Below are 24,735 nucleotides of genomic sequence, written 5' to 3'. Positions count from 1 at the left end.
AATCCCACAGCCCTTATCTCATAAGGATTTAGCCCTTGCCTCTTGTAGAAAACTGCATCTATACTCACATCACCTGGATAGCAGCCAGCAAGGAGCACCCCATGAACCCAAAAACTAAACAACTCCCCAAACGACGTCCTAGACGACAACGACGCTACCGCCTCATCACCAGTGGCCTACTCATGCTACTCAGCTTTAGCCTTGGCTTCGGCCTCCGCTTCCAAGCCAAAGCTGCTTCCGCCAAGAAAGACGTCTGCCAGGACATAATATCCAGCCAGGCCGTTCTCTCACGACAACAACTTACCCAGCTACTCACCGTCCCTGAACGAGAAAACCGCCAGGCCATCGAAGCCATTGCAGAAGAGCCCTACTGCACCCTGACCGCCATCGAAGTGCGAGCTGGAGTCACCGCCGAACGCGCTGCCTATCCCCTGGCCTTTGATCCCAATACCTGGCTAGTGGTGCTGTACGAAGATGAGGAGTATGCGGGCTATGGCTTTAAGCTTCAAAACTAGGCATATATTGCAGGTAGCTGGTGGGGCACTGCTCACCCTGCTGGCCGCCTGCCAGTCAGGACCACCAGCACCGCGCACCATCACCATTCAACAAACCTGGGATCTACAGGTCGGTAACCAGGTAAGCAACTACCGCATTAGCAGCGGTCTGGGCGATATCACCCTGGAGCTGGGCGGTGACCCGGTGCGGATGCCCTTTGATGGCAAACTCCAACCCATGGATGAACACTGCATTGCCCTCACCAGTCCAGAGGTCCCCGCCTACCTGTTTCGCCTCTGTGGCATCAACCGTCCCAACCTGGGTCAACGCTCCCAAGGTCATACCATTGGTCGTGCAGAGAGACTAGTTTTTGCTGCTTTTCGCAAAGAACCCGATGGCACCTGGGCACTGATCGAACCCGCCACTGAGCTAATTGAACAATTTCTAACAGAGTAAACCCCATGCACCGGTCGCTTCCCTGGTCGATACCCATCGGCCTCATTTTCCTATGGGCCACTCCGGCTCCGGCCAAGGACATCGCCCTTACCTTTGATTCACCACCAGCTAAGACCGCAAAGGTACCCGCCCGCGCAGTTAGCCTCAGCTTTGCCCCCAAACCCACACAGGCCTCCCCCACACCCATTACCCAAGTCGTCCGCCATGCCTTAGAAACCCTATTTCACGGTGGTAGCAACTCCCTTGTTACTCGCGCTGTGGGCAGTGCCGAGGGTACCCGCACACCCGATGGTGGCTATACCGCTGCCTACTATGGTCATGTGGACCCCGGCAACCACAAGTGGAACCTGGGCAGCTTTTCCTATCAGCATGGAGCCAAGTCTCCCGCCGATGCCGACACCAAACAGCTCAAGCGACTGTACAAACAGGCCCTTGCCCTACGGCAACAGGCCAGCCAACACCAGGTCACCCTTTCCCTAGCCGAAGAATTGAACGGCATCGACCTGGCGAATCAAGCACCGCTGGCCGCCCTGGACCGGGGTTATATTGACTGGCTTGCCATTGCCCGACAGCAACCCATGGGCGAAGCTGACCGAATTATCTGGGCCAGAACCCGCGCTTTTCTCGATCCTGATAGCGGTCGTTGGAATGCCCCTGGTCTCGGCAATACCCTAAACTCCATCCGCTGGGACCAGGCCAGACGGCAACAAGCTGTGCAACAGGCCATTGAAATGAACTGAAGCAGGTGAGCAACACCACAACAAAAGCACACGAAGATCACAAAAACCACTTTGGAATACACCAGGAACAGACTGAATCCCTATACAGAGAAATAAACGGTGAGAAATCCCTGGGGAGGCATCCCCCACTCTCCTATCTCTCAAATCCTCTAAACAGCACAGTCCATATCCCCTTGGCAGCCATGTCAGGGGATTTTTTATCCGTAACTTACTGTGAATTCTGAAGCGACTCTAGAGTGAGCGAGCACCTTACTAGATAAGTTTTTCCAATTTAAAATTTCTCAGATTTAGTGTGTGCAGATGTCGCATCCTACATTAGTATGTTGACCATCAATCACTGACGTGCGACGTCGCACGTCAGCCCTCCACCTCATCCCCCATACCTAAACATGGCGACAGTAGTAGCTTTCTTTAATATGTCCGGGGGAGTTGGCAAAACTACGCTGACAATGAACATCTCCCATTTACTTGGGGAGCAGCATGTCAACACCCTTGCGATCGACATGGATCCGCAAGCCTCACTGACCACTTTTTTTGGCCTCGATGCCTACGGTTTAGAAGCAACCATCTTTGACAGCTTAATGAACCGAGCACCCTTGCCCATTGATTCCACCCACTGGTGCGATCTCATTCCTGCCAATCTTCAGCTTGCCCAGGCAGAATTACTGCTAGCTGGCGAACTACGTCGAGAGTATCGCCTCAGGGATACCCTTGAGAAAGTAGACAAAAAATACGATGTCATCGTCATTGATGGCCCTCCCAGCTTAGGCTTACTTTCCATCAATTGCCTGGTGGCGGCCGATTTCTTATTGGTCCCCCTCAGCACCAATTACAAAGCAGTCGAGGCAACAATGGGGCTCCTCCGAGTCAGCATCGAGCTTGCCCAAAAAGTAAATCCTGACTTGAGAGTCCTGGGTCTTATTCCAACCATGTACGACAAACGTACCTCTGGTTCACGCAGGGCCAATGATGCCATTCATGAGATTGCAGCACAGCTACAGCTGCCCATGTTTGACAGCATGAATGTATTTGATCCTATGCCAGTGCGCACTGCAGTGAGTGACGCCCAGGAAGCGCATCAACCCCTTGCTCAATTCGATCCCAAAAATGACTGTCTTAAAGTCATGCGAGCAATTTCTAAAGCCATTGCACAGCAAGTTGAGGTAACCGTATGAGTTCAGCAACCAAACTACGCTCTACCTCAATGGTAGGCAACATTTTAGGAAATTTAACCTCTGAGGATACGGCCCAAAACATAGCGTCCGTTGAGAATCCAACAGTAGATAAATCTTTCGTTGAACTGCCAATTGCCGAAATATGGCGACCCAAACAGCAACGTCTTTTCTTTGATCACAATGAGATCGAAAAGCTAAAGATCGCTATTCAAGAAGAAGGATTTCGCGGAGCAGTCTTAGTCACTCCCCTCCCTCCAAACAGTGAGGCCCTGGCCGAAGGTTATAAATATGAGTTGGTCTTTGGTGCCAGTCGCGTCACCGCTTGCGAAGAACTGGACCACGAAGTCATTCGTGCTGAAATTCAAGAATTAACCCCACAGCAAGTCAGACGCATCCGCTTCGATGAAAACATGGTGCGCAAAAACCTCAATGCCTTTGAGGTACTTTTGGGCTACCTGGAATTAATGGCCGATGAAGCGGGCGTCACCCCAGATGCGGTTGAGCAAGAGCTAAACCAGATGAGCAATTCTGCCAAACGTGGCAATGGCATATCAGAAGATATCAAAACTCGTCTGGAAACATATCAGACGATCCTTGACCGATATAACGGTGGCAAACTTACCAGCTTTCGCACAAAACTAATTAAGTTTAGAAGCTTACCCGATGATGTCAGGCAGGCATTAGACGCAGGCCAGATTGACGCATCGAAAGCCCTTGAGATAGGCAGCGTCAAAGACGATGAAGATCGTGACGATTTACTATCGTGGATTATTGACGTAAATCCACCGGTCAAGGAAATCCGTCAAGCCAAGCGTCAACAAGCAGAATCCAAGAATATTGCCAAAGAGAAGAAGCCATCTCCAAATATGAAACGGGCCACAACAGCCGTTGATGGGCTGAGCCTGCTATTAAAGGGCGATGTCTTGAGAAAGAAGAATAAACAGGTCGGTACTATCCTTGATCAGATCAATGAATTAGTTGCCCAACTTCATGAGCTAACCTGACGTGCGACGTCGCACGTCAGGTTAAGAATTAGGTCTGATTTGGTAGTAATCCAATGGTTGCAGAAGCAACTTATGGGACGTTGGACAGTGGAAGCTGGTCGGGCTGGACCCGCCCTTGCCTGGACTTGAGGCAGAGGAACATTTAATGTCTCGGCTGGCTAAGTCAGTAGCAAAACCTGTCGTGCCGATAGTGATGGCCGTTGCGATCTCAGCCAGCCTTTTCAAACGACAACCAATGCCCCCGCTGGTCCTGCATGGCTTTTGTGTATAGTTGGAGAAAAAATGGCCGCTAAAGCGAAAAGCCATTCTCTACAAAGGTTTTTGGGGGATTATTCATGCTTAGTTCTGAGGAATCTTAGCGCAGGTTGCAGTCTGAAAACACTGGAATCTCGTTCAAGTTGAGGAGCAGATCTGCCTTAACGATCACAATTCTCTATGCATAAACATAGGTCAGGTCACGTCTCAATTTGACGTCATGCAATATTTTTGTAATAAATAGCTTCGATATCCTCACAAAATCCTCATTATTCTTGCAAAGAATATATCTAGTAGGAGTGAAGATAAATGGGTAATTCAAATTAGGGCAATCTCGCCACCCCATAAAAACCAGAATAAAGTCTTCAGCCTTTCAGTAGCTCCTCAGTAGGGTCTTCTACGTACTTGCTCCTGTAATCCTCCTACTAAAAAATTCGGACTAAGCGTCAAGTCGACTCCCAGTTACCAGATTGACAGGAGAAGCGTCATGAGTAAAGTTGTTGGTATTGACTTAGGCACAACCAATTCATGCATTGCAGTAATGGAAGGCGGCAAGCCTACCATCATCCCCAATTCAGAGGGATTTCGCATTACCCCCTCTGTGGTAGCTTATGACAAGAATGGAGCTCGCCTTGTAGGCCAGCTCGCTCAGCATCAGGCTGTGATGCATCCTGAGGATACTTTTTACTCTTTTAAGCGCTTCATTGGCTGTCGCTATGATGAAGTCGCTGAGGACGCAAAGGAAGCTACCTACAAAGTCCTGAATGTAGGTAGCAGAGTGAAACTAGATTGCCCACAAGTAAAGCGGCAATTTTCTCCTGAAGAAATTGCCGCTCGGGTCTTGCAGAAGCTAGTCAACGATGCCAGCAAGTATATCGGCGAACCAATAACCCAAGCAGTGATTACCGTTCCCGCCTACTTTAATGACGCTCAGCGGCTTGCTATCAAGGATTCTGGCAAGATTGCAGGTCTGGAAATTCTAAGAATTATCAACGAACCAACGGCAGCCTCTTTGACTTATGGTCTGGACAAAAAGAGTGATGAGACCATCGTAATGTTCGACCTAGGGGGTGGCAATCTAAGTATCTCCATCGTAAAGGTGGGCAACGGTGCATTTGAAGTATGGGCCACTTCTGGGAGTACCCACTTGGGCGGTGACGACTTCGACAAAAGAATTGTCGATTACCTTGCCGTAGAGTTTCAAAAGATAGAGGGTATTAACCTACGCGAGGATAAGCAGGTGCTCCAGCGGTTAACTAAAGCCGCTGAAGAGGCCAAAATCGAACTCTCCAGTGTGACTCAGGCAGAGATTCATCTCCCCTGCATTGTTGCTACCAAAGACGGACCTAAGCATCTAAAAGTGAATCTGACTCGGGCGAAGTTCGAAGAGCTATGCACAGATCTGCTCGATCGCTGCCGCATACTTATATATCAGGTCCTTAAAGATAGTAAGCTCAGGGAAATCGACATTGATGAAATCGTACTAATGGGGGGCTCCACTCGAATCCCAGCAATTAAGAACCTCATGAAGCGCACCTTCAGGAAAGAACCTAACGAAACCATAAATCCTGACGAAGCCGTGGCCATTGGGGCAGCTATTCAAGGTGGTGTTTTGGCCGGAGAAGTAAAGGACATATTGCTGCTGGATGTGACGCCATTGAATTTAGGGATTGAAACTCTAGGAGGTGTGATGACCACGATGATTCCTCGCAACACCACCATCCCCACTAAAAAGTCTGAGGTCTTCTCAACAGCAGTGGATGGCCAGACAAGCGTCGAAATCCATATTCTGCAAGGGAACCATGAGATGTCACACGACAACTTGAACTTAGGTGTTCTCCGGCTCGATGGCATCCCTCCTGCATCACGAGGTGTTTCTCAGATTGAGGTGATGTTTGATATTGATGCTAACGGACTTCTCAACGTCACCGCTAAAGATAAATGCAGTGGAAAAAAGGAGACCATGAGTATTTCTGGTACATCCACAATACAAAATATAGAATTAGACAAGCAGCATCAGTGTGTCAGTCTGAGCAATCAGATAGAGCCCCCGACTCATTGGACACCAAAACATATGAGTGACTTTAACGCTAATGTTGTCTATCAGCCAGTAAAAACAACCCTTCCTAACGTTAGCCTCAATGGCCAGCAGTATCAAAGTCTAGAGCAACAGATGAATGAACTGAAGGCTCAGATGAAGGAATTGAAAATGCAGTATCAGAGAATTCAGATTCTTCTGGAAAAAATTGAGCTAGAGCAAACCGATGTCAGAAGGCCATAAGCTTTAAGAGACCTATGTTTAGACATGGAGCATTGTGGTCGTTAAAGCAGATCTGCTCCTCAACTTGGTGAAGTGAACCCCCTAATTTTGAACAGTAAAATCAGGCCACATTGGGTCTAAGTGGACGGACCTTAACCAATCCAAAGGTGCTCCGTCTCATAAAATTCTCCACGCTGCTCCAATCTAAAGTCACCCAGGAGTGCCGCCATCCACACCTCCACCAATGGCATCTTCACTTGTCGCTGTAGATCAATGAGTCGTTGAGGAGCACCAGTCCGTTTCATAGACAAGTTCTCGATCCAAACCGATACATTCTCTGAATGCGCCACGGCCAGCGCTTGCTCCTTAACCGCTTCCTCAGTTAACGCATCCACTAACGCCAGAACAGAGGCTTTATCTACTTCCCCTGCAACAGACTCATCATCGGCCACCGGCTCAAGCAGATCGCGTTGGGAGAGACTTGAATGCTGTACCAGGTCTGAAAAATCCAATTCTTGGGTCTGTCGAGTGATTCCATTAAGCCAGTCGCCATCTAACACAGGCCCCTCCACATTATGGGCATCTTGCCAGTCGTCCCAGAGGATTTCAGACTTAGCCTCACAAATATCAGCCAGCTGGGCCAGTACTTCCCCACCGAGTCGCAGCTGCTCGCGCCAAGGTAGCTCCATCATCACCCCCTCAAATTGCTGCCACAGCTCTAAAATATTTGCTTCTTCCGGTACATCGGCAGCATCCTCAAAGGCATCCCCCAGGTCTAACTCCAGCTGACGAACACTAACCATCGCCCCCTCCACGATGCTCAAAGCATCCCTTTAAGGGGCATTCAGGAATAGGACACTCAATGGGTTCTAACCGAATCTCATTGAAAAAGTGGGTGATCCCATAGCGTTCGGTGAGATAGGGCAACATCTTTTGAGAGACATAGCGCTCTAACTGTCGTCGCCGATATCCGGCACAGTGAATCGGCTTAACTTCCAAAACCTTCTGGCCGTTGTGAATCACCGTCGCACCGATGGCATGGACCGGGGCATCCTTACGCTTTTCTCGCCAGATATAGAGGTTGGCATAGGGCATTGAGGATTCTGCCACGTCTAGAGAAACGGTCTCTACCTCATCGTCAGCCTTGGTAGCCATGACCTGCTGCTGGTAGATAGCCCGTCGCTTTTCATTTGAGTCCCGTCGATTACGGTAGTGCGATCGCTTCCGGTGACAGCGCTTTTCATCCCAGCAGCCATCTCCATCAGGCCCATGCTGCTGCCGGGCCTGGGCTGCGCTCAACTGAGCACACGCGACACACTTTTGATTAATCCGCCGTGGCATCCGTCCTTAGAAATCGAGCGATCGCTGAACTGCTTGAAATTCAAGGTCTAGGGTAGCGTACTTTAGCAGGTTTATTTTTAGTGTAATTTTTAGTGAAGTCAATATAAAAAAGCTTATTTAGGGTAAAATTCACTCCATAGGGAGGGGGCTACGGTAAATTGGGCATTTCGCCCTTCGATTTATTTCAAATAGCGGGAATTATTATGGCTCGCGATATTCCTGAGCCTACTTTTATTGAATTTGGGCAGGTGGCCAAGGCACCGGTGCGGGTAGCCGAGGATTTGAGCTGGCAGCGGGTGGTGGAGTTTTTGAGATCGCGCGAGCTATCCGCCAATACCCTTAAAGCCTACGAACGGCAGCTTCAACTCTTCTATGCATGGACTCAGAACAGACATTGGCATGATATCACCCACCGAGATGTTGATCGCTACAAGCAGCATCTCAAGAACCAGCCTAGTAAACGAGGGGGAAGGCTGGCCCCAACCACGACTAATCAAGCATTGGCCACCTTGAAGAGTTTCTTCAAGTGGCTCACCGTCAAGGACTATATCACCCGTAATCCCACACTCACTATTGAATTTCTCAAAGAACCTGCTAAGCCTCCTCGGGATTTAGCAGATGCTCAAGTCGATCAGCTATTTGAAGTATTAGCTTACCGAGGGGATTCCGAGGTGCGAGACCGGGCAATCCTCCAGGTGCTAAATCATGGCTTGCGAGCCAGGGAAGTCTGCGGTCTGGATATCAGTGACTATGATGGGCGGCGATTAAGAGTGCGTGAGGCTAAGTGGGGCAGTGATGGCTTGGTGCCTCTGAAGCCGAATGCGATCTCCGCCTTGGATAGCTATTTGGGATGGTTAGTATGCAATGGGTTTACCGTCAGCCACGAGTCTCCCTTGTTTGTCAGTTTGTCGAACAACAGCCGAGGGCAACGTTTGGGCTACAGCGGCATCTATGAACTGGTCAAGGATTTAGCGGAAGCCAGCGAGTTAGAGAACATTCACCCTCACCGTATGAGACATACATTTGTTACATCACTCGTGGCCGCTGGCATGAATCCACTATTGGCGAAGCGGGCTGTCCGCATTCGTTCTGACAAGATCTTTGCCAGGTATAGCGATCGAGCTCTAGATTTCAAAATGGAGGAAGCGTTTGAGGAGCTCTATAGAAAGCCAAAAGAGTCGTGATTTACTGATTTCGCGTAAGCAATTGTGCATTTCAAATAGTGGACAATTATCGGAGATAAATTTCTCTCAGTCTGAGTATTCATCGAAAAATGAGGCACTTACAACAAGCCTGCGATATAAGCCAAAGTTAGTCACAGTACTCTATTATTGAAGGCTGCGGCAAATGCTCCCGCTGATACCAGAACATAGTCCCTTTAGCCACTTCTGCGCCTGCTTGCGGTTCGAGCTTCTAGCCGCTGATACCAGTCCCGACCACGGTTGCCGCATTTGTCACGAATAGTGAGCTTCAAAGTCCGAGTATTTGCATTGAAGTCTTTCACTCGATTATTAAAGTGGTTTCTCTGTGCTTTCAATTCATCTTTATCGGGAAAAAGTTTCTCACGCAGATCGATAAGAGCAGAAATTTCTTGCTCTATCTGAGTTCTTTCATGAGCATTATGAGTAGCTCTTTTTTCCGCAATTAACCGATTTTTTTCTATTCCAGCAGTTTTAATAGCCTCTCCAATTGCATCGAGGGCTGTTCGTGCATCCTTGAGAAGTCGATAGGCATGGTTAGCTACTTTCATTGACTCAAAATGCAGTTGAGTTAACTGCTCAAAATTGGCTCTAGACTGGGCTTTTCGAATTTTATCCTGTATTTTCTTTTCGTAATTGAGTATCTCCTTCTCTACTTTCTTATGTTCGTTCTCCCATCGCTTTCGTTCTTTAAATGCCTTTTTTTTCAGGTTTTTTAGAATTCTATCGGCAATTCCAAGTACACCGAATAAGCCTAGAGTAAATAACCACCACATTCTTATAGATCCTTGAGTTTGAGTAAATTGAAATGAAATCAGTTAAGAAGACGGAAGAATTCCCGCTACAGCAGAAAGATCCTGTCGAGTATTTTGAACGAGAATACCCAATGTTGTAGTGCCATTATTTTGAGAGGCAACTAGATCTTTTGATAGAGATTGAATTGCTTCATATGCGAGCTTCTTTTCTTCGAATGGAACATCCCTCCTAAAAGCCAATTCCCGCATATTCTGGAGAGTTCTAACAATTTGATTTCCATAGATATGATGTTGCCTCATTTCTTTTTCGGCGTGACTGAAGAACTGCTCCATAGCAAAGCGTCTATTATCTAAAGATTCCAGAGCTATTGCTAGCGTTGCATCTATTTTTTTTGAAGTTATTTCATAGTCATACTTGCTTTGCTTTGCCTTAAGTTCATAGGCTCTTTTGGCCTCGTTCGCTTCATTCTGAAGTCTTTTAATATCAACACGACACGCAACAACTTTAGCAACAACTTTAGCAAGATTACCAAGTGGATTAAGCGCATCCATAAAGGACACAAATTCTGACGCAAGAACTATACCGGTGCTGTCAACAGTCGTTAAATTACAAGATTCAGAAGACATAATCTATTGACCCTTAAAGGACAGTGAAAGCTAAATTGTTAGACCAATCTCTCAAATAAAGTACGACCTACCTTAATCACATATCTTTTCTAAGCAGGACTGTCGTACTTGAAATTATTGATGCACAAAATTCTAGATCGCAGGAAAAGCTTGTTTGGCAGACCTACCACAGATGTTTACAAAAGCTCCATCAACAGCACCACCTACAACCCCTCCAACAAAAGGTACTACTCTGATAAGCCTAACAGCTGCCTTTTCATTTACCTTGGCTACTAATTTAAAGCCAACTAGCTTGTTAATTCTTCCTAACAACGACTTGGGAATTTTATGCATGACAACGTGGCGAGCCGCTTGTCTCCCAACAGCGATGCCAGCAGTCTTAAGAATTTCTTCCCCCAAGTCTCCAACCAAGCACATCAAGACTGCTGTTCTAACTTGATCAGAATAGACCTCATATCCTCTGAGATGTGCAATAGCTGCAGCTTGATTGGCTGCAATCGCATAGCTGGCAGCTAGTCCTACTGTCAAAGTAACTGGAAGAGTTGCGAGACCTCCAAACCCTGTCACAAAACCTGAACCACCTGCATAGGCAGTCTTCCATTTAATCACAGACTCTACCGCTTTTTCTACATCACCATTGCACCTTTTCAAATGCTCTTCTGCAACGTCTTGAGCAGAGGGTAAAGTGTCCCCAAGTCCACTGATCCCTACATCCATAATCCAATTAATGGTCTTATCAATTGCACTACTGTTTTGGTCATTACGATCTTCGTTATCTTCTTGGTTCACAGGAACTATAGACGTCATAGGTAGGCCTACAAAATGAGTTTTAGACAACATCACACTAAACCAAGCCTATTACGGAAAATTGTAATCAAGTAGTCAATACGTGCAAATTTTAGAGAAAGAAGAAATTTTTATAAACTCAGCAGGTTGTGGAATATTGCAAATAAACTTTCTAGGTGAAGATACGTACAAACCTTGGAATCTTCCTAGAGTCACTACTCTGTAAGGAATTTAAGACTTTTCAAAATACATCCAATTGAGGACCCAGGTTAACTGATCTACATCGCACCGCTTGCAGTACCCTTTATTCAATGAGGCGCTTGCTATTACGGCGGGAGAATTGATCACACAAACAAAACCCCTCGGATTATCGCTTGGTGATCGCTCATGCCTTGCCTTTGGTATCGCCAAGAAGCTACCGATATTAACGGGTAAAAATTGATTGGCCAGTGGAAGTCAGATTGATTCGATAGGCAACTTTGCCTCTATGGCTTCTGAAAGGTTGTCGTAAACTCCCTGTGTAATTTTAAGAACAGTGCCTAAGCTTCAAACATCAAGTGTTTGCCAAGGGCTGCGTGCTTGTGATCCATTACCACGGCGGGCCATGGCTAGAAGAAAATCACTTGTGCCAACAAAAAGTGTGTAAATAATATCAATCCTATAGTCTTCCTCTCCTGCACTGCCGGAGGATAAAGAAATTGAGTTTGTTTCATTGAAGACATCAAAGCGATAAACTGGCCCAGATAAAGCACGGCTTGTTTCATTCTGAGCCTGAATCAGGTTTGCATTCCCTGATTCAGCTTTCTGAAATGAAAGGATATGCAACGATCGCTTTGTTCCAACCTGCTCAAGGGCGCGATACATGCGTAAGGTGCTTAAAATCCGACTCGTGTATTCCTGAAAGTCGATATTCCTCGTGTTAGCAATAGAAAACCGTCCTTCCAAGGCGTTTAGGGTATAGTCAGCATATTCATAAATAGGATAGCGAACAGTTGTTCCGCTACTGTCTTCTGTGATGACCCTAGGACCTCGCAATCCATCCCAGGAAATACTCCCCTGTGCAGCGCCATTTTCTTCATCAGTCAGTGGACAAACCGTTCCAGTTCCCTGAGGACTACTCGATTGATCACCATAGAAAGTACGTTCCGTATCTGGAGCAACAGCTGGCCAGAAGGTACTTAGTGCTGCACATAGCTTTGCATCTTCCGGAAATGGACTGCCCAAACCATAGGAGGAAAGATGTGTCCCGCCGCCAGGAATACGATCACCACTGGTATCCCAGCCAGGTGCAAATACCCCAGCCGCTGCATCTGGAAGTGTAGCATGGCGCTTCGTTGTGGGCGCAGCTAGCTTAGAACGCAGTAAATTTATGCGTTCCAGAGAAGTCACAATAGCTGTGATCGTATCATCGTTTTCTTGGAATCCGGCCTCAGAGAGCGTAATGTTAGGTGCAGATCGTTCGTCGGACAACGGAATTGGCTCAGCCCGCCAGAAATCCCAATAACCACCTAACACAAGCTGACGAAGCCATGCAGGCTGGTTCGATAATGCACTTTGGTTGCGGCTCTCTCTCCACCATTCATACACTTCTCGTTGGTCAACCGCTGGAAAGAAATCAGGTGCAGCGACCATTGAATAGGCGGGAATTGACTCAAGGGTATTGAGAGTGGGAATAGAGGCCTTAATCCAACCATCACCAGTAAAGTCAGAAATATTTAAAGCTCGATATCCACCATCCGTAGCTTTGTTAACCGCATCGGAGCGATCACCAAAATAGCTCGTGTTGCCATTCTCAACCTCAAATCGAACATGTGCATACTCTGGCCATGGACGCACAGGAGGCCCCTCAGGCTGATTAAAGCTGAGAGTGGGAGAGAAGGCATCATAAAACGCTCCCTGCATTGGGGGCGACTGAAATGTAAGGGGAGCATTATTAAAGTTAGCTCGTGCTGCTAGCGGCTGAGGCTGTGGACTCAAAAGACAGGCACCACCTCGAAAAATAGACAATCGCTCTATTAAACTCTGTTGATCAATAAAGGGGGGTTGCTGCCTCTCTGTTGCACTGAATCCAGATGTAAAACCAGTATCCTCTAACCTTTGATGTAGGCGTTCTAACTTCTTATTCTGATGCTGAGTGGACAAAGAAATCTCAAGAGATTCCCCTTGAAGACATTCATCACCATTGAACAGTTTATGAACAGGCACCCAAAAGCTGCGATTTTCATCCCCTGAGCGGATGCGAGCAGGGCCAAAACGACTTTCTTGCGCTGAAGAGCGTACAGCTAACCAAGTACTGTAATGACAAGGCAAAACACGGATTGTATTGGGGCCATCCTCTTCTCGAAAGGGTATGTACCCACGAAGTTTACCATCATAGATGGCACTTGTTGTTCCCACACGAGCCGTTCCAGTGCGCGAATGACACAAATCCGCATAACGCTGGTGAGGAGTTTCAGGGGCAGGTCGATACTCTGAGGCGAAAACAGCGATAGATAACTCAACTGCATCACTATCAATCTCTAAGAGTTCTGCCGCATATTGACGAACATCGACGAGGCTACGATTGGCCCTAGCGTATATGTAATTAGCAATTGTGTCTAGTTCCTCAAGGGTAGGAAACTCAGTAATCATCTGACTCAAAGAGGCCAATGCTGTGTCTTGCTGCGGGGCCATACTGACATTCGGTGAGGCCAAGGCATGATACAGCAAGCTTGCAGCTGGGTTTCCAGGTTCGATCCCCCTGGCCTGACTGGCGACAAAATCCTCAAATCCAGAAATGCTAAGGTCCACATCGACTTGCAAAGCTAAAACACTTGCGAGGGCTTCGTCGCTTACTTGCTTGATATCGATACCATGTTTAAGCATTAGTGCTTGCCAGCCAGCATCAGCCAGACGGTCGCAAATTCGTTTCACATCCGTAATTAATGCCATTGGTAATTACATCTCCTGTATAAGTCGTGAATGGGCTAGATTGAGAAGAATGTGGGAGAAGTACTTAGGATAGGGCCGGTTCTCTACTTTTTCCCGAATAGAGTTCGCGTAGGCGGGTAATATCATGGTAAAACCATTCCCGGAGCCATCGTGAGTAAAGGCCAGCTGCGCCAGCTTTTGAGATGTTTCCTCGAAAAGTAGACGTGATCAAGTGGGCAACTTGCATTCCAGACATAAGTGCCCGAAGCACCCCGTGAGAAGATGCAGGATCAAGAACAACAGCTGCATCTCCCATTAGAAACCAACTCTCTGTCGCTAAAGTTTCACTGATTCGCCAAGTCATGTTCTCTCCTTTACTGGGACAAAATTCAACCCAATCTTTCAGCTGTGGCGGTCGCCAGTTGCGACCTGGATCGATACCGTCAAACTGCATACGCACCCAAGCGCACCGCTCCTGGCGCACCCGTGCCAACCACGTCCAGCCAGTAATGTCGCGTTGCATAAGGGGAATATCAAATATGCTCGGTCCCTGGAAACAATGCACGTAACCGTAGCGAACTATGAGTTGTGGAGAGTACTTTAAAGTGTTCAAACCCAGTTTACGCAAGAGCCATTGCGACCTACCAGACGCATCTAAGACATAACGGGTTTGAATGTTACCCCAATCTGTATCCAAGCCGATCAGTTGATTGCCATTAAAAATGGGTGCTCGTGCTTGACATGGCTGCCAAACAGTAACACCTTGGGCTTGAGCTTGTTGCAGTAAAATCTGGTCCAATTCTGGACGCCAAGCCTGGTACCCTTTCCATTCTCCTTGGTCATCACTACCAAATCGCTCTAGCTGTTCAGGAGCGTTTAGTGACCAAACAATACGATGGCCAATATGACGCACAAACCCAGCAGTTTTGACAGCTGAGGCAATCCCAAGAGCTGCAAATATCGGTTCAACACCAGGATGTAAGGATTCTCCAGGACGATGCCTCGGGAATGCAGAAGTTTCCAGCAATAAAGCATTCAATCCAGAGCGAGCTAATATGATCGCTGCGGCACATCCAGCTGGGCCTGCACCAATAATAATCGCGTCGTAAACCATGACAGCGAACAAACTAGTGGTTTATGTTACAAAAGCTTAGTGGCATAAGAAAGTGATTTACTCCCTGCGTCTTACGTTAATCCAGCCTTTTTGGGAGGACTAAAAGTAAATTTGTCAAAGCTTCAGCTATTTTTTCAGATTATCCACAGTGACTCAGTTTCACATTGATTTTGGTGTAATAAAGCGCTGTCGGCCCCTCAAACCCTGAGTCTGTTCCGACGACCAACCATAAGTTTCCATTGGCATCAGCTGTAACAGGAGTTGGATGTTGGTAAACGAGTGTTACTAAAGCATATTCTGTTGGTTCCTCTGGATTGCGACCATTGGCAACATTCCCGGCAACACCCACATCTCGCCCTCCCTGTGACTGATTCCCTTTATCAATGTTGATGGATATCTGACCCGCAACATCGATCAGTGCTATCGGCTGAACAGAGCTTGCCCCAGCCTTTACAAACACTGCTTCACCTGGTGCACCGCCAATTCCAATAGCTCCTGAAGGGGCGTCTGAAGCAAATTGAATTTCGTATTCCAAGCGGTAGGTGGTATTGGGCTTAATTTGGTTTTCGGGTGTTAATCTTCGTGCCAGGAACATGAATAGATCATCGGAGCTATTTCTTCCCTGGATGTAGTAACCAGTGCTGTTCAACCCTAGATTTTCTGGCATCGGCCGAATCCCGGATGACAGGCCGAGATCAGCTAAAGTCAGAGCATAGTCCGTGAAGCCTGCTGACCAGCCTTCGGCCCCATTCGCAAAATCTGAGCTTAGGTCAATAGTCATTTTCTGACTCCTTGTATTTGAATATTTTGCGTTGTGCTGTTGGGTATCTGTATCTACCAGAATCTTCTGAAGCTGAAAAGAACAGGGTTAAATATAGTGGTTGTCAAACCTGCTCAAGCTGATGATGCACACAAAACGATGGATTTAGCCTCAACGATGAAAGTGTATAAGGAGCAACCATTTAACGGCAATACTCCCTAAGGGTACTTTTTAATATGTTGGTGTATCCTAGACAACTTGAAAGGAGTTTATCGTTGCTCAGAAAGGTGAAGTGCTCCCTTGGCTGACTTGGTGCATGAGTTCATTCAAGCCAAAGGTTTTTGTTCTACAAAAGGGCACCTCGATTAATCCAAAAATAGAGTCTCAATGTGAGATCATAGTCAGGGTTTAGGGTTAGCAGGACTTGGTCGCATGGGACAACAAGGCTTTTGGGATTTTGAGACGCGATTCCTCAAAAAATCAATAAATCGAGGTGTCCAAAAGATACAGCTATCATTGGCTGTAATCAGCTCACCCACATTCTTGCTGCAATCTCACGCTCTTCATCACCAAGGGCATTAGCATAGATGGCTGTGGTCTTCATATCAGGATGGCCCATCCATTTTTGTAGCATGTTGAGCTGGATGCCAGATTTCATGGCCCCAATCCCAAAAGCATGCCGTAAGCCTTTTCCAAGGCCAGAGCCGCTGGTTGAGGCTTTCGGGATCATTCAGTCTTTGAATCCCACGAATGCCATAAATTTGATCAAGCTGATCGATGTGGGCCGGGGGCAATAGACTATGCAATCCTAATTCATTAGCTAAACGGATCTTTAAACAGTCACATCCCAATTTATTTCAAACCGTATTAGACCAGATGCCTGAGTTACCGGTGCCTCGGAAACGAGATAAGGTGCTACCTCACAAATTCCTGTCAGGCTGACTGTCCCGACTTAAGTGGGTAGCCGCTAAAGTTAGCATTTACACCAATCCGACACCGAGTGAAGCATCGATTCTGTCTTAGTGTGAGTTCTTGCATGGCTCATCGCTTAACTCCGCCAAGGCTATGACCCGACCTTGACAAAACTGGATCATTTTGTCTAAGTGTTATTTTATACCTCAAAAACTTCTAGGCACACTCAAGACAGTTCTGGGTGAAAATGGATACTTTGTAGTATATGGATTTATTGCCCATTTGTGTTGAACTGCCATTTTGCCCTAATTGCGAGGTTTGTTGAATTGCATGAGTAAGGAGCATGGCGTTGCGTTAAAGATATCGATGCCGGACTCGTTAAGAGCACAGTTCAAAGCAGCTTGTGCATTACAGAAGATGAGCATGAATGAAGCTGTTCTAAACCTTATTAAAGCTTGGTTAGAAGAGTCAAAGATCACTAAACCTCATCTCGATGAGCTATAGGCATCTGTTTACAGGTTTCTGAAATGTCAGATCAGCTGAGTCTAGGATTTCTACTTGTCTTTACAAGTTTCTGTATTATCTATATCGGTCTATTTACAGATAGAGATATTTTTTTAGATCTCGACTTAAGCTGGTTCAAGGCTAAATTTGGAATTGGCCCAGGCAATAGAGGAAATCAATCGCCTGGTCAACCATCCTCTAAGTTGAATTTAAACCCAAAGCCAAAAAGGCGTCCGAGTCCTAAAAGAAATACAAAGAAAAGGCGAACAAGAAGCAACAAAAGAAATATTCGCAATAAGAATACTGGTAGTAAGACCGATAATGCAGCTCCCTTAGAGAACCAGCCTACTCCTTTTTACGGCACTGATAACAAGAGTAAACCCCGCTCGAAAAAGGACGGGGATATGCCTTTTTAACTGCATCTACTGGCACTGGTTAAATTAGAAGAATAATTTGATGAGGACTAATTTGCATGTCCAATTTGGCTCATCCAAGTAAGCGGCCAAGAGAAAGTCGTATACTCGTATTTGATACACGTGCTTTGTTGTCTGCTTATGATAGGAATCCGGACAAGGTTTGGAGGAATAATCAAGAACTTGGTCTATGCTATATTCCGGGTGCAACCTTCTTTGAGCTTGATAAAATAGCCAAATCTAGGAAGGATAAAGACAGATTCAAAGCAAAAAAATGTATAAGCTTTATTAAAGATCATCCGAGCTACCATGTATCGGGTATCGAAGATAATCCAGGAATTCCTATACCGAGAGAGATAGATAGGCAAATTCTAAATTCTGCCATCGAGCTAGCAGGAAAAAATAGGGATCGTGTAGTTGCTCTCGTAACCTACGATTTAACAAAAATGGCCTTAGTTGCTCAATCGCAGCGGTTTCTGCCAAATTTCTGCATGATCGAAGCCAAAGAAATTGCTAAATGGTGTCGAGAAGGCTGTAATAAGACTAGGTTGCCGCAAGCTATCAACGTGGCTTATCAAGGCATCGCTCAAACATCTGGAAAACTTCCCGGTGGTAATTCTAAAAACATAACTCATTCTAGAGATAACACTATTGATGTTGAGGTTCTTCCCTCAACCAATCAGTCCAGAAAAAAAGGTAGGCAAGGTAAGAACAAAAGTTTGCCTCCATCAAAAACTCCTATAAATAGGAGAGATAACAATGCAAACGCTCGAAACAATAATTTTATTGCTTCAAGCGTAGTTCTAATTATTCTTCTAGTATTGGGTTTTCTCGGTCTTTATTCACTAAATCGGCAGCAAGCAACCTCAGAAATCGATCCAGACACAGGCATTGTGGTTCTTCAGGAACCTAATATACCTATTTCTGAACCCACACCGCCGACACCTCCCGAATTACTAGCTTTAGCCGATAACGGAATCCTAGATTTTCGAAGAACTGAGAACTCAGAAGCACTACTAAGACCAATTAACGAGTTACAAAAGCTAAAGAATCTTCAAGGCGGAAAGCTTAGCTCTAATGGGGAAGAAAAGCTAAGCAAACTAAAGCACAAGTATGCCATTGAGGTTCTAGCCTCACGCAGTCAAGTAAAGAAAGCCGTTGAGCTATTAGGAGAGATACCGATTACATACACAGATTATCCATCTGTGGAAGCTTGGTTAGCTCAGCAATGATTTAGATCTATCTGTTGGAACAAGAGCGACTTTCGGGTGCTATCAAGAATCTAAACACATTAAAGCACAGTAATCTTTGTCCTAGTCATTATTATTGTCTAAAAATCATGGTTTTAACTGTTTATGATGCGAACAACCAACCACGTAGGTTAGGGAATGAAATTGGTAGTGGCGGACAAGGAGATGTTTTTGCCCTTAATGAAAACCCTAATATTGTAGTTAAGATTTTCCATCCTGATAAGCTAAGAGAACAAGGACACGAGCTTCGTGAAAAAATAAGCGCTCAGACCAAGATGACAGATCTCATTAGAGAGCCTTTTCTTTCATGGCCACAAATAGAGGTCTTCAATGACAAGAATGAGTGGATTGGATATGCAATGAAAAGAGCCCATGGGGAGCCGTTAAGCACGCTTGGACATGCCATGCTTTACTTAAATAGCTTTCCTGGCCTCAACAGGATGCAAATAGTAACAATCTTAATCAATCTTTTGGATACACTCAAAAAATTGCACCGTAAAAAGATTTACATTGGTGACATTAACTTAGGCAACTTCTTAGCAGATCCAAAAACCTCAAAAGTATATTTTATTGATACTGATAGCTACCAAATAACCAGTGGATCGAGCATATTCCCTTGCCCAGTTGGAAAACCAGAAATGACCCCTGTTGAGCACCATGGGCAAGACTTCCAGAATGTGATACGAACTGTTGAAAGCGATCTCTTTTCACTGGCTATCTTGATGTTTCAGTGTTTAATGCTAGGTCTGCACCCTTATAGTCGAGTAGGGGGAGGGAATCCGGTCGATAATCTCAGACAAGGTATTTTTCCGTATGGAAAAGGCAATGCTCGTCCGGGAGAAGAGAATGCTTTACCTCCTGGACCTTGGTTTACTATCTGGAGTCACTTGACGTATGAGGTCAAAGGTCTTTTCATTCGGACGCTACAACATGGTGTAAACGACCCTTCTAATCGTGCATCTATCGTGGAATGGGAAAAAGCATTAGGAAACTACTACTGGACAATGGAAAAGGGACATAGCAAAAAAGAAATTCGCCCTTCTCATCCCAAGATTAGTAAATATCGGGGAAGTCGGTCTAAATCTATAGCCAACTAATAAGTACTCCAATAAGAAAAATAACGAGGAACGAAATATGCCTTCCAACAATGATGATCTAATCATAAATCCGACTCCACGCTGTGCCTGTATGCTTCTTCTGGACTCTAGTTACAGTATGCACGGTAAGCCAATTGAAGAGCTTAACCAAGGTGTTAATCAGTTCATAGAAGAAGTTTGCCAGGATAAATTTGCATCTTTTGCTGTTGAACTTGGAGTTCTTACTTTTGATACTACTGTAACCGAAGTTGTTCCTATTCAGTCTATATCGCAGGTAAATACACCCGTCTTTACGGCCCAAGGAGCCACTTCAATGGGATCCGCAATCCTTCGAGCGATTAAACTTCTAGATGCTCGTAAAGAAGAATATAAGAAGAAAGGTGTTGCATACTACCAACCTTGGATTGTAATCATGACTGATGGTGAGCCTACAGATGAAGATGTTTATCCACAGGCAGCCGCACAGCTCAGACGTAGTGGCGAAAACAACAAATATCTAGTTTTCGGTATCGGTATCGGTGACTACTGTAATCTGAATAAGCTTGCGTTGGCATGCCCAGCTAATCGACCTCCTAAAAAGCTTTCTGGATACAGGTTTCGGGATTTCTTTAAGTGGCTTTCTGCAAGCATGGCTCAAGTTAGCGTATCCACTCCAGGTACTAGTATCGATATACCTTCAACAAAAGGGTGGGAAGACATTCGAATATAGAAGCTGTAGAGCTATCAAAATCTCATAGTTTTACAATAGAATGCCTCATAACTTTGATTGCTGCATTGCTAATACTTGTACCCAATTTTTTAGATTTGCGGTCGATATCATGAGCACAAACACCAGTAGAACAAAACCAATCCCATTCAGCGATGAGGAGTTTAGTGGCCTCCTGCATAAACATTCATCTAATCCACTGGCTTTACAAGCAATAATTTTTGCCAACACCTCTAGAAAACAAAAACTAGGGAAATACTATCTCAGTTTTGATAAATTAGTCGAGTTCAAGGGTAGTCTGAAGCATGAAGAGGATTTGAATAGCGTCATTCAAGATATAGAAATTCAGCGCGGTTTTCTTGAAGATCAAGAAAGGGAACGAATTAAGTCACCTCTAAGTAGATATTTTGTAAGCAATCTTAAATTTTTACAACCTGAACATCAGGATGACGATGATGAAATTGATGATGGAATTGATGATGAACAAGATATCCAGAATAGCGGTACAATAACATCAGACTTGGATTCTGGCGAAGAACATAAAGGCGAAGATGAAGAGAAAGTTGTAGCTTCGAACGATAGTTCTGACAGTATAGACAATCAAAAGAAAACAAAAGAACTAGATAGCATCGAAGAACAAATAGAGAGTTCAGATGAATTTCAAGAGGAAAAAGACTCTGAGACGCTAAGTTCATTGGAAAATGACACCAATAGAGATCTGGATAATTCAAATGCGTCATTAACAGTCTTATCCGAGCACAACGAACCACTCAATTGGAAAGGTGCTTATGCTAAAACAGTAGGACACTCCCATTTAAGAGTAGATCCTCCTATTCCTTGCCAGGATGCAGCTATTTCTATAACTTCTCCGAGACCGGCTCTTTTTGTTGCAGATGGTGCCGGTAGCGCTGCTAACTCACACTTCGGTGCCAATGAAGTTATTCGTGGTCTAAGCAGCTCTCTTAGCTCTGAAAACTTGGAGGCTATTAACAGAGAGATTTTAGATAAGGAAGAATTTGCTGAGTCTGAAACGACCGAGGCTTATGCCTACGGATTCATTAAAGCTGCTGTTTCCTCTTTAGAAAGGCTATCAGAAGAGAAAGGCTATGACATCGCTTCGCTAAAATGTACCTTGATTGCTGTTTTGCTAGGTAAGCATCGGTTGTTTTGGTTGAAATTCGGAGATGGATGTATCGTCGTAGAAGCTAATGGAGAGCTTAAATTAGTTGGATCAATTGGCAAAGGAGAGTTTGCAAATGCCACTAGTTTCATTACTGAAGCTCCTACAAGTAAGAATTTTCAATACGGCTTTTTACCTTGTCAAAATATAACTGGTGCAGCAGCCTTCACAGATGGAGCAAGCGAGAAACTAGTCAGTTTTGATGGGAAAAAAATTGCAGGTCGAATTAGCACATTTTTCAAAGAGGTTCGAGAAGGCGAACTTACCAACAATAAATTAACTGATTTTTTGGAAGACTCTGAAATTTGGTCGTTACCGTTTGGTAACGACGACAGGAGTATTGCACTCTTATCAGGCGTAGTGCAAGCGTAGCTGCTATAAAGTGCCATAAACTCTAAAACAGCACTGCTATATGGCCTAATGCAAGCGTTCCTGCAACGAAGTGTAATCAGCCTGAAACCTTTGTGTGATAATCTTTTCAGGATAGCTATTTTGTAGTGTATTTTTGAGGCGGATTGAGATTTTTTCTGATCTCTTAACGAATTTGCGTTGTTTCGGACGACGCAGTGGCCCTTATTGCACTTCGTTGCAGCTATGCTGTCACCACGCCATGAACGAACTGCTACAGATTAGTAGCAATTCGTTCACAAAAAACGCCCAAACCGAAGGCCAGGGCGTTTCTAAAATATTTTGTCAAGTTAGTACCAGACTCTAATGATACCGGGATACCAATCTACTCAGCTGTAAAAGCAGATGAGATCGCACCCTCCAACTGAGCAATCGTCCTCGCCCTATTCGTATCGGCAATGGCCCTGGCCGACTCAGCCAGCAGCACCGCCAACGTAGGGGGCTTCTTCGCAATACTTGCCATGTAGCCCAATGCTTTACAAAACGGATCATCAAGGTTCGTGGCCGCTGCCACTCTTACACCATCGGCACTGCCGGCCTTAAATGCTGAGAGTGCTTGATCCTGGGCATCAGTCCACGGTGCGCCAAGTTGCTCAAGAAATGTGGCTATCAGCGTATCGGTATCCACTTCAGCCACTGGCTTTAACGCAGGTTTTATCGGGGTAGCAACCATTGAAAATGTCTCCTACTCTTGAGGTTTACTAAACATACGACGGAACGATTTAGCCTCCGCTGCACGAATCTGCGGGACGTATAGCTTTTCCCAGTAGCGATCAAAGTGCCACCTGAGCACCCGACTGACTACAACCGTCAGACTAGCGCGATCCACTACAGAGACCATGCGGAGTAAGGCCCCATTGGCCCGACCAATCCGAATCGTTCTCACACGTCTTCGATAAGCGCTACTGGACTCACAATCAATAATGGAATCCAGCGGTGACGGTTTAAATGTGGGCCGCTCCTTAATATATGGAGTCAGCTCAGCCTCAAAATTGCAGCATTCATCAAAGAAGTCTTGCACTGACAGCCCCCGAGCTTTAGCATCTAGCTCGGCGCAATCAGCGTAGTACTCCCAATGAAGGGCAATAAACGAGTTAATCAGCTGAGATACCAACGTCGTGCGTAGCCACATCAGGTGCTTGCACGCTAGCTCATACTTCTCCCAATACACATCATCGGCGTAGAGGTATTTAAGGGATACCTCCAGACCGCCGTCTTCCAAGTCTTCAAATAGTGGTGTGCCTTGTGTGGCCATGGGTTTACCACAATGGTGTCACGGAATACCTACAGGTGTCACGATAGCACTTTTAGGTAATGGAGCTTATTACCAGAAAGAAAATTAATTTACCATTTTGGTAACAAATGACCGAAATGGGATAGGATTGGTCCAACGTGGTTCCATAGGGTCCTAAACCACGTCAAAACAGCACCAAAATTTACGACCAGCTATGGACTCGTCAATTCTTAACTGCAGGTATTTTCTAAGCTTTCCTTTTTTGATCGGAGGGTGCCAAAACCGGCTGCTTGGGGTCCCTCCGAGTTCCCCAAACCCCCATGGCTAGGGCCGGGAGGCCGCCCTAGAACCCAGCCTACTGGGTTGTCCTCAATGGCATTAAATAGGGGTTACGGCGGGGGCGATTAATCAGGTTATCGTCTTGCATTCACGTACTTATTCGTCATCTGCCTCTTGCTCTTGTTGGTCCCGGAGTGTGGCGTATTCTTCCGGGGTTAAGTGCTCGGCAGTACCTGCCAAGATTTGGTCGATTAAGGCTTCTGCAGATATGCCGCGCTTTCGGGCCAGACGCTCAATGATTGCATTTCTAGTCGCTTCGCGCTCCGTAAGGGCAGAACACAGCATGTTTTGGGCTTCGGTGGGTGCCGATCGATCTTTCAGCCACGCTTCTATAGCAAGCAGGTCGTTATAGTACTCGCCTAAAAAAGGCATTTGAAAGCGCTTAGCCATAAATCGTTGGCATCCGTGTTCGATTACTCATGTTTTAACAGTATTTCTGCCACCAAAACTGATTCATTTTTGATTCAGAGATCAATCGGAACATATGCACGACAAGCCTTTTAGGAAAATGATTATTTTTAAGTGTTTTTTATATTGTTTTTGATCTATTTTTAATATATTTTTCTGTTATATTTAGTCCAACTGGTTGACTTTTTCGTCCACATTCCCCAATCCGTCATCGATATGGCAAAAGTTTCCATCCGCGATCGCGTCTACAGCGACTTGTTAACCAGATACCCGGATCGGAATCTATCCGAGGCCGTTAGTTCTGCCTTAGCAGAGCTGCAGACCTTGGAGCGTCTGCTAAGGGAGCTTCAATTCGTTCCTGTAAATAGCTGCGATCGTTCACAAAATCTGTCCTAGCAGCCCCCAAA

Annotated in this window: 25 protein-coding genes and 1 pseudogene; 14 read left to right on the top strand and 12 right to left on the bottom strand. The window is 45.7% G+C overall.

Annotated elements, in window-relative coordinates:
• Positions 1 to 101: 101 nt before the first annotated feature.
• From SPB21_RS35305 to dnaK, 6 genes and pseudogenes are all read left to right on the top strand, one after another.
• Complete coding sequence (locus tag SPB21_RS35305) at positions 102 to 515, top strand: hypothetical protein (protein ID WP_163671918.1); 414 nt, start codon at positions 102 to 104, stop codon at positions 513 to 515.
• Positions 493 to 951 carry a hypothetical protein gene (locus SPB21_RS35300; protein WP_163671917.1) on the top strand — a complete coding sequence of 153 codons (459 nt, stop codon included), beginning with the start codon at positions 493 to 495 and terminating at the stop codon, positions 949 to 951. Before SPB21_RS35305 ends, SPB21_RS35300 begins: the two co-directional genes overlap by 23 nt.
• Before the next feature lie 5 nt (positions 952 to 956).
• Positions 957 to 1,691 carry a hypothetical protein gene (locus tag SPB21_RS35295; RefSeq protein WP_499869703.1) on the top strand — a complete coding sequence of 245 codons (735 nt, stop codon included), beginning with the start codon at positions 957 to 959 and terminating at the stop codon, positions 1,689 to 1,691.
• A gap of 389 nt (positions 1,692 to 2,080) precedes the next feature.
• On the top strand, positions 2,081 to 2,866 hold the full coding sequence (locus tag SPB21_RS35290; RefSeq protein ID WP_163671915.1) for a ParA family protein: 786 nt from the start codon (positions 2,081 to 2,083) through the stop codon (positions 2,864 to 2,866).
• A complete protein-coding gene (locus tag SPB21_RS35285; RefSeq protein ID WP_163671914.1) occupies positions 2,863 to 3,870 on the top strand; it encodes a ParB/RepB/Spo0J family partition protein in 1,008 nt (335 codons plus the stop codon). Before SPB21_RS35290 ends, SPB21_RS35285 begins: the two co-directional genes overlap by 4 nt.
• Positions 3,871 to 4,612: 742 nt before the next feature.
• Positions 4,613 to 6,316 (top strand): annotated as a pseudogene (dnaK, locus tag SPB21_RS35280) (molecular chaperone DnaK); the annotation flags it as partial.
• A gap of 221 nt (positions 6,317 to 6,537) precedes the next feature.
• Here the strand turns inward: dnaK and SPB21_RS35275 are convergent.
• Positions 6,538 to 7,188: a hypothetical protein gene (locus SPB21_RS35275; protein ID WP_163671912.1), complete on the bottom strand. Its 651-nt coding sequence runs from the start codon at positions 7,186 to 7,188 to the stop codon at positions 6,538 to 6,540.
• The gene (locus SPB21_RS35270) at positions 7,181 to 7,726 is read right to left on the bottom strand and encodes a hypothetical protein (protein ID WP_499869701.1); all 546 of its coding nucleotides are present in this window, start codon (positions 7,724 to 7,726) and stop codon (positions 7,181 to 7,183) included. The genes SPB21_RS35275 and SPB21_RS35270 overlap by 8 nt, the downstream gene beginning before the upstream one ends.
• 203 nt (positions 7,727 to 7,929) lie before the next feature.
• Between SPB21_RS35270 and SPB21_RS35265 the strand changes: the two genes are divergently transcribed.
• Positions 7,930 to 8,910, top strand: coding sequence for a tyrosine-type recombinase/integrase (locus tag SPB21_RS35265; RefSeq protein ID WP_163671956.1), 981 nt, complete (start codon positions 7,930 to 7,932; stop codon positions 8,908 to 8,910).
• A 194-nt stretch (positions 8,911 to 9,104) separates the two neighbouring features.
• Here SPB21_RS35265 and SPB21_RS35260 read toward each other — a convergent pair whose 3' ends face one another.
• From SPB21_RS35260 to SPB21_RS35230, 7 genes are all read right to left on the bottom strand, one after another.
• Positions 9,105 to 9,701, bottom strand: a complete 597-nt coding sequence (locus SPB21_RS35260; RefSeq protein WP_163671955.1) for a hypothetical protein — start codon at positions 9,699 to 9,701, stop codon at positions 9,105 to 9,107.
• A 42-nt stretch (positions 9,702 to 9,743) separates the two neighbouring features.
• A complete protein-coding gene (locus SPB21_RS35255) occupies positions 9,744 to 10,307 on the bottom strand; it encodes a hypothetical protein (protein ID WP_163671954.1) in 564 nt (187 codons plus the stop codon).
• Between the two features lie 132 nt (positions 10,308 to 10,439).
• Complete coding sequence (locus SPB21_RS35250) at positions 10,440 to 11,114, bottom strand: EcsC family protein (RefSeq protein ID WP_163671953.1); 675 nt, start codon at positions 11,112 to 11,114, stop codon at positions 10,440 to 10,442.
• 525 nt (positions 11,115 to 11,639) lie between these two features.
• Entirely contained in the window at positions 11,640 to 14,024 is a 2,385-nt protein-coding gene (locus tag SPB21_RS35245; RefSeq protein WP_499869700.1) for a hypothetical protein, read from the bottom strand.
• A 64-nt stretch (positions 14,025 to 14,088) separates the two neighbouring features.
• A complete protein-coding gene (locus SPB21_RS35240; RefSeq protein ID WP_163671952.1) occupies positions 14,089 to 15,117 on the bottom strand; it encodes an NAD(P)/FAD-dependent oxidoreductase in 1,029 nt (342 codons plus the stop codon).
• Positions 15,118 to 15,256: 139 nt separating this feature from the next.
• Complete coding sequence (locus SPB21_RS35235) at positions 15,257 to 15,898, bottom strand: hypothetical protein (protein ID WP_163671951.1); 642 nt, start codon at positions 15,896 to 15,898, stop codon at positions 15,257 to 15,259.
• 505 nt (positions 15,899 to 16,403) lie between these two features.
• Positions 16,404 to 16,535 (bottom strand): hypothetical protein, encoded by a 132-nt coding sequence (locus tag SPB21_RS35230; RefSeq protein ID WP_250565504.1) that lies wholly within the window; start codon positions 16,533 to 16,535, stop codon positions 16,404 to 16,406.
• Positions 16,536 to 16,654: 119 nt separating this feature from the next.
• Here SPB21_RS35230 and SPB21_RS35225 point away from each other — a divergent pair, with 119 nt between their 5' ends.
• The 6 genes from SPB21_RS35225 (at position 16,655) to SPB21_RS35200 (ending at position 22,311) form a co-directional block, all read left to right on the top strand.
• Positions 16,655 to 16,819, top strand: coding sequence for a DUF6399 domain-containing protein (locus SPB21_RS35225; RefSeq protein WP_431732059.1), 165 nt, complete (start codon positions 16,655 to 16,657; stop codon positions 16,817 to 16,819).
• A 497-nt stretch (positions 16,820 to 17,316) separates the two neighbouring features.
• Positions 17,317 to 17,709: a hypothetical protein gene (locus SPB21_RS35220; RefSeq protein ID WP_163671949.1), complete on the top strand. Its 393-nt coding sequence runs from the start codon at positions 17,317 to 17,319 to the stop codon at positions 17,707 to 17,709.
• 56 nt (positions 17,710 to 17,765) lie between these two features.
• Entirely contained in the window at positions 17,766 to 18,938 is a 1,173-nt protein-coding gene (locus tag SPB21_RS35215) for a PIN domain-containing protein (protein WP_499869699.1), read from the top strand.
• Positions 18,939 to 19,045: 107 nt separating this feature from the next.
• Positions 19,046 to 20,053, top strand: coding sequence for a hypothetical protein (locus tag SPB21_RS35210; RefSeq protein WP_163671947.1), 1,008 nt, complete (start codon positions 19,046 to 19,048; stop codon positions 20,051 to 20,053).
• 37 nt (positions 20,054 to 20,090) lie between these two features.
• The gene (locus tag SPB21_RS35205; RefSeq protein ID WP_163671946.1) at positions 20,091 to 20,762 is read left to right on the top strand and encodes a vWA domain-containing protein; all 672 of its coding nucleotides are present in this window, start codon (positions 20,091 to 20,093) and stop codon (positions 20,760 to 20,762) included.
• A 109-nt stretch (positions 20,763 to 20,871) separates the two neighbouring features.
• Positions 20,872 to 22,311: a PP2C family serine/threonine-protein phosphatase gene (locus SPB21_RS35200; protein ID WP_499869698.1), complete on the top strand. Its 1,440-nt coding sequence runs from the start codon at positions 20,872 to 20,874 to the stop codon at positions 22,309 to 22,311.
• A gap of 361 nt (positions 22,312 to 22,672) precedes the next feature.
• On the opposite strand, the gene SPB21_RS35195 is transcribed toward SPB21_RS35200, so the two are convergent.
• The 3 genes from SPB21_RS35195 to SPB21_RS35185 all read right to left on the bottom strand — a co-directional run bounded on the left by SPB21_RS35195 (position 22,673) and on the right by SPB21_RS35185 (position 24,310).
• Positions 22,673 to 23,020, bottom strand: a complete 348-nt coding sequence (locus SPB21_RS35195; protein WP_499869697.1) for a hypothetical protein — start codon at positions 23,018 to 23,020, stop codon at positions 22,673 to 22,675.
• A 12-nt stretch (positions 23,021 to 23,032) separates the two neighbouring features.
• The gene (locus SPB21_RS35190) at positions 23,033 to 23,602 is read right to left on the bottom strand and encodes a hypothetical protein (RefSeq protein WP_499869696.1); all 570 of its coding nucleotides are present in this window, start codon (positions 23,600 to 23,602) and stop codon (positions 23,033 to 23,035) included.
• A 414-nt stretch (positions 23,603 to 24,016) separates the two neighbouring features.
• On the bottom strand, positions 24,017 to 24,310 hold the full coding sequence (locus SPB21_RS35185; RefSeq protein ID WP_163695370.1) for a hypothetical protein: 294 nt from the start codon (positions 24,308 to 24,310) through the stop codon (positions 24,017 to 24,019).
• A gap of 234 nt (positions 24,311 to 24,544) precedes the next feature.
• Between SPB21_RS35185 and SPB21_RS35180 the strand changes: the two genes are divergently transcribed.
• On the top strand, positions 24,545 to 24,724 hold the full coding sequence (locus SPB21_RS35180) for a hypothetical protein (protein ID WP_499869695.1): 180 nt from the start codon (positions 24,545 to 24,547) through the stop codon (positions 24,722 to 24,724).
• The last annotated feature ends 11 nt before the right edge of the window (positions 24,725 to 24,735 follow it).

The sequence above is a fragment of the Leptothoe sp. ISB3NOV94-8A genome (assembly GCF_043421595.1).
Taxonomy (GTDB): Bacteria; Cyanobacteriota; Cyanobacteriia; order Phormidesmidales; family Phormidesmidaceae; genus Leptothoe; species Leptothoe turfae.
The sequence above is the reverse complement of the archived record's forward strand: the minus strand, read 5'-3'. Positions and strand labels throughout refer to the sequence as shown.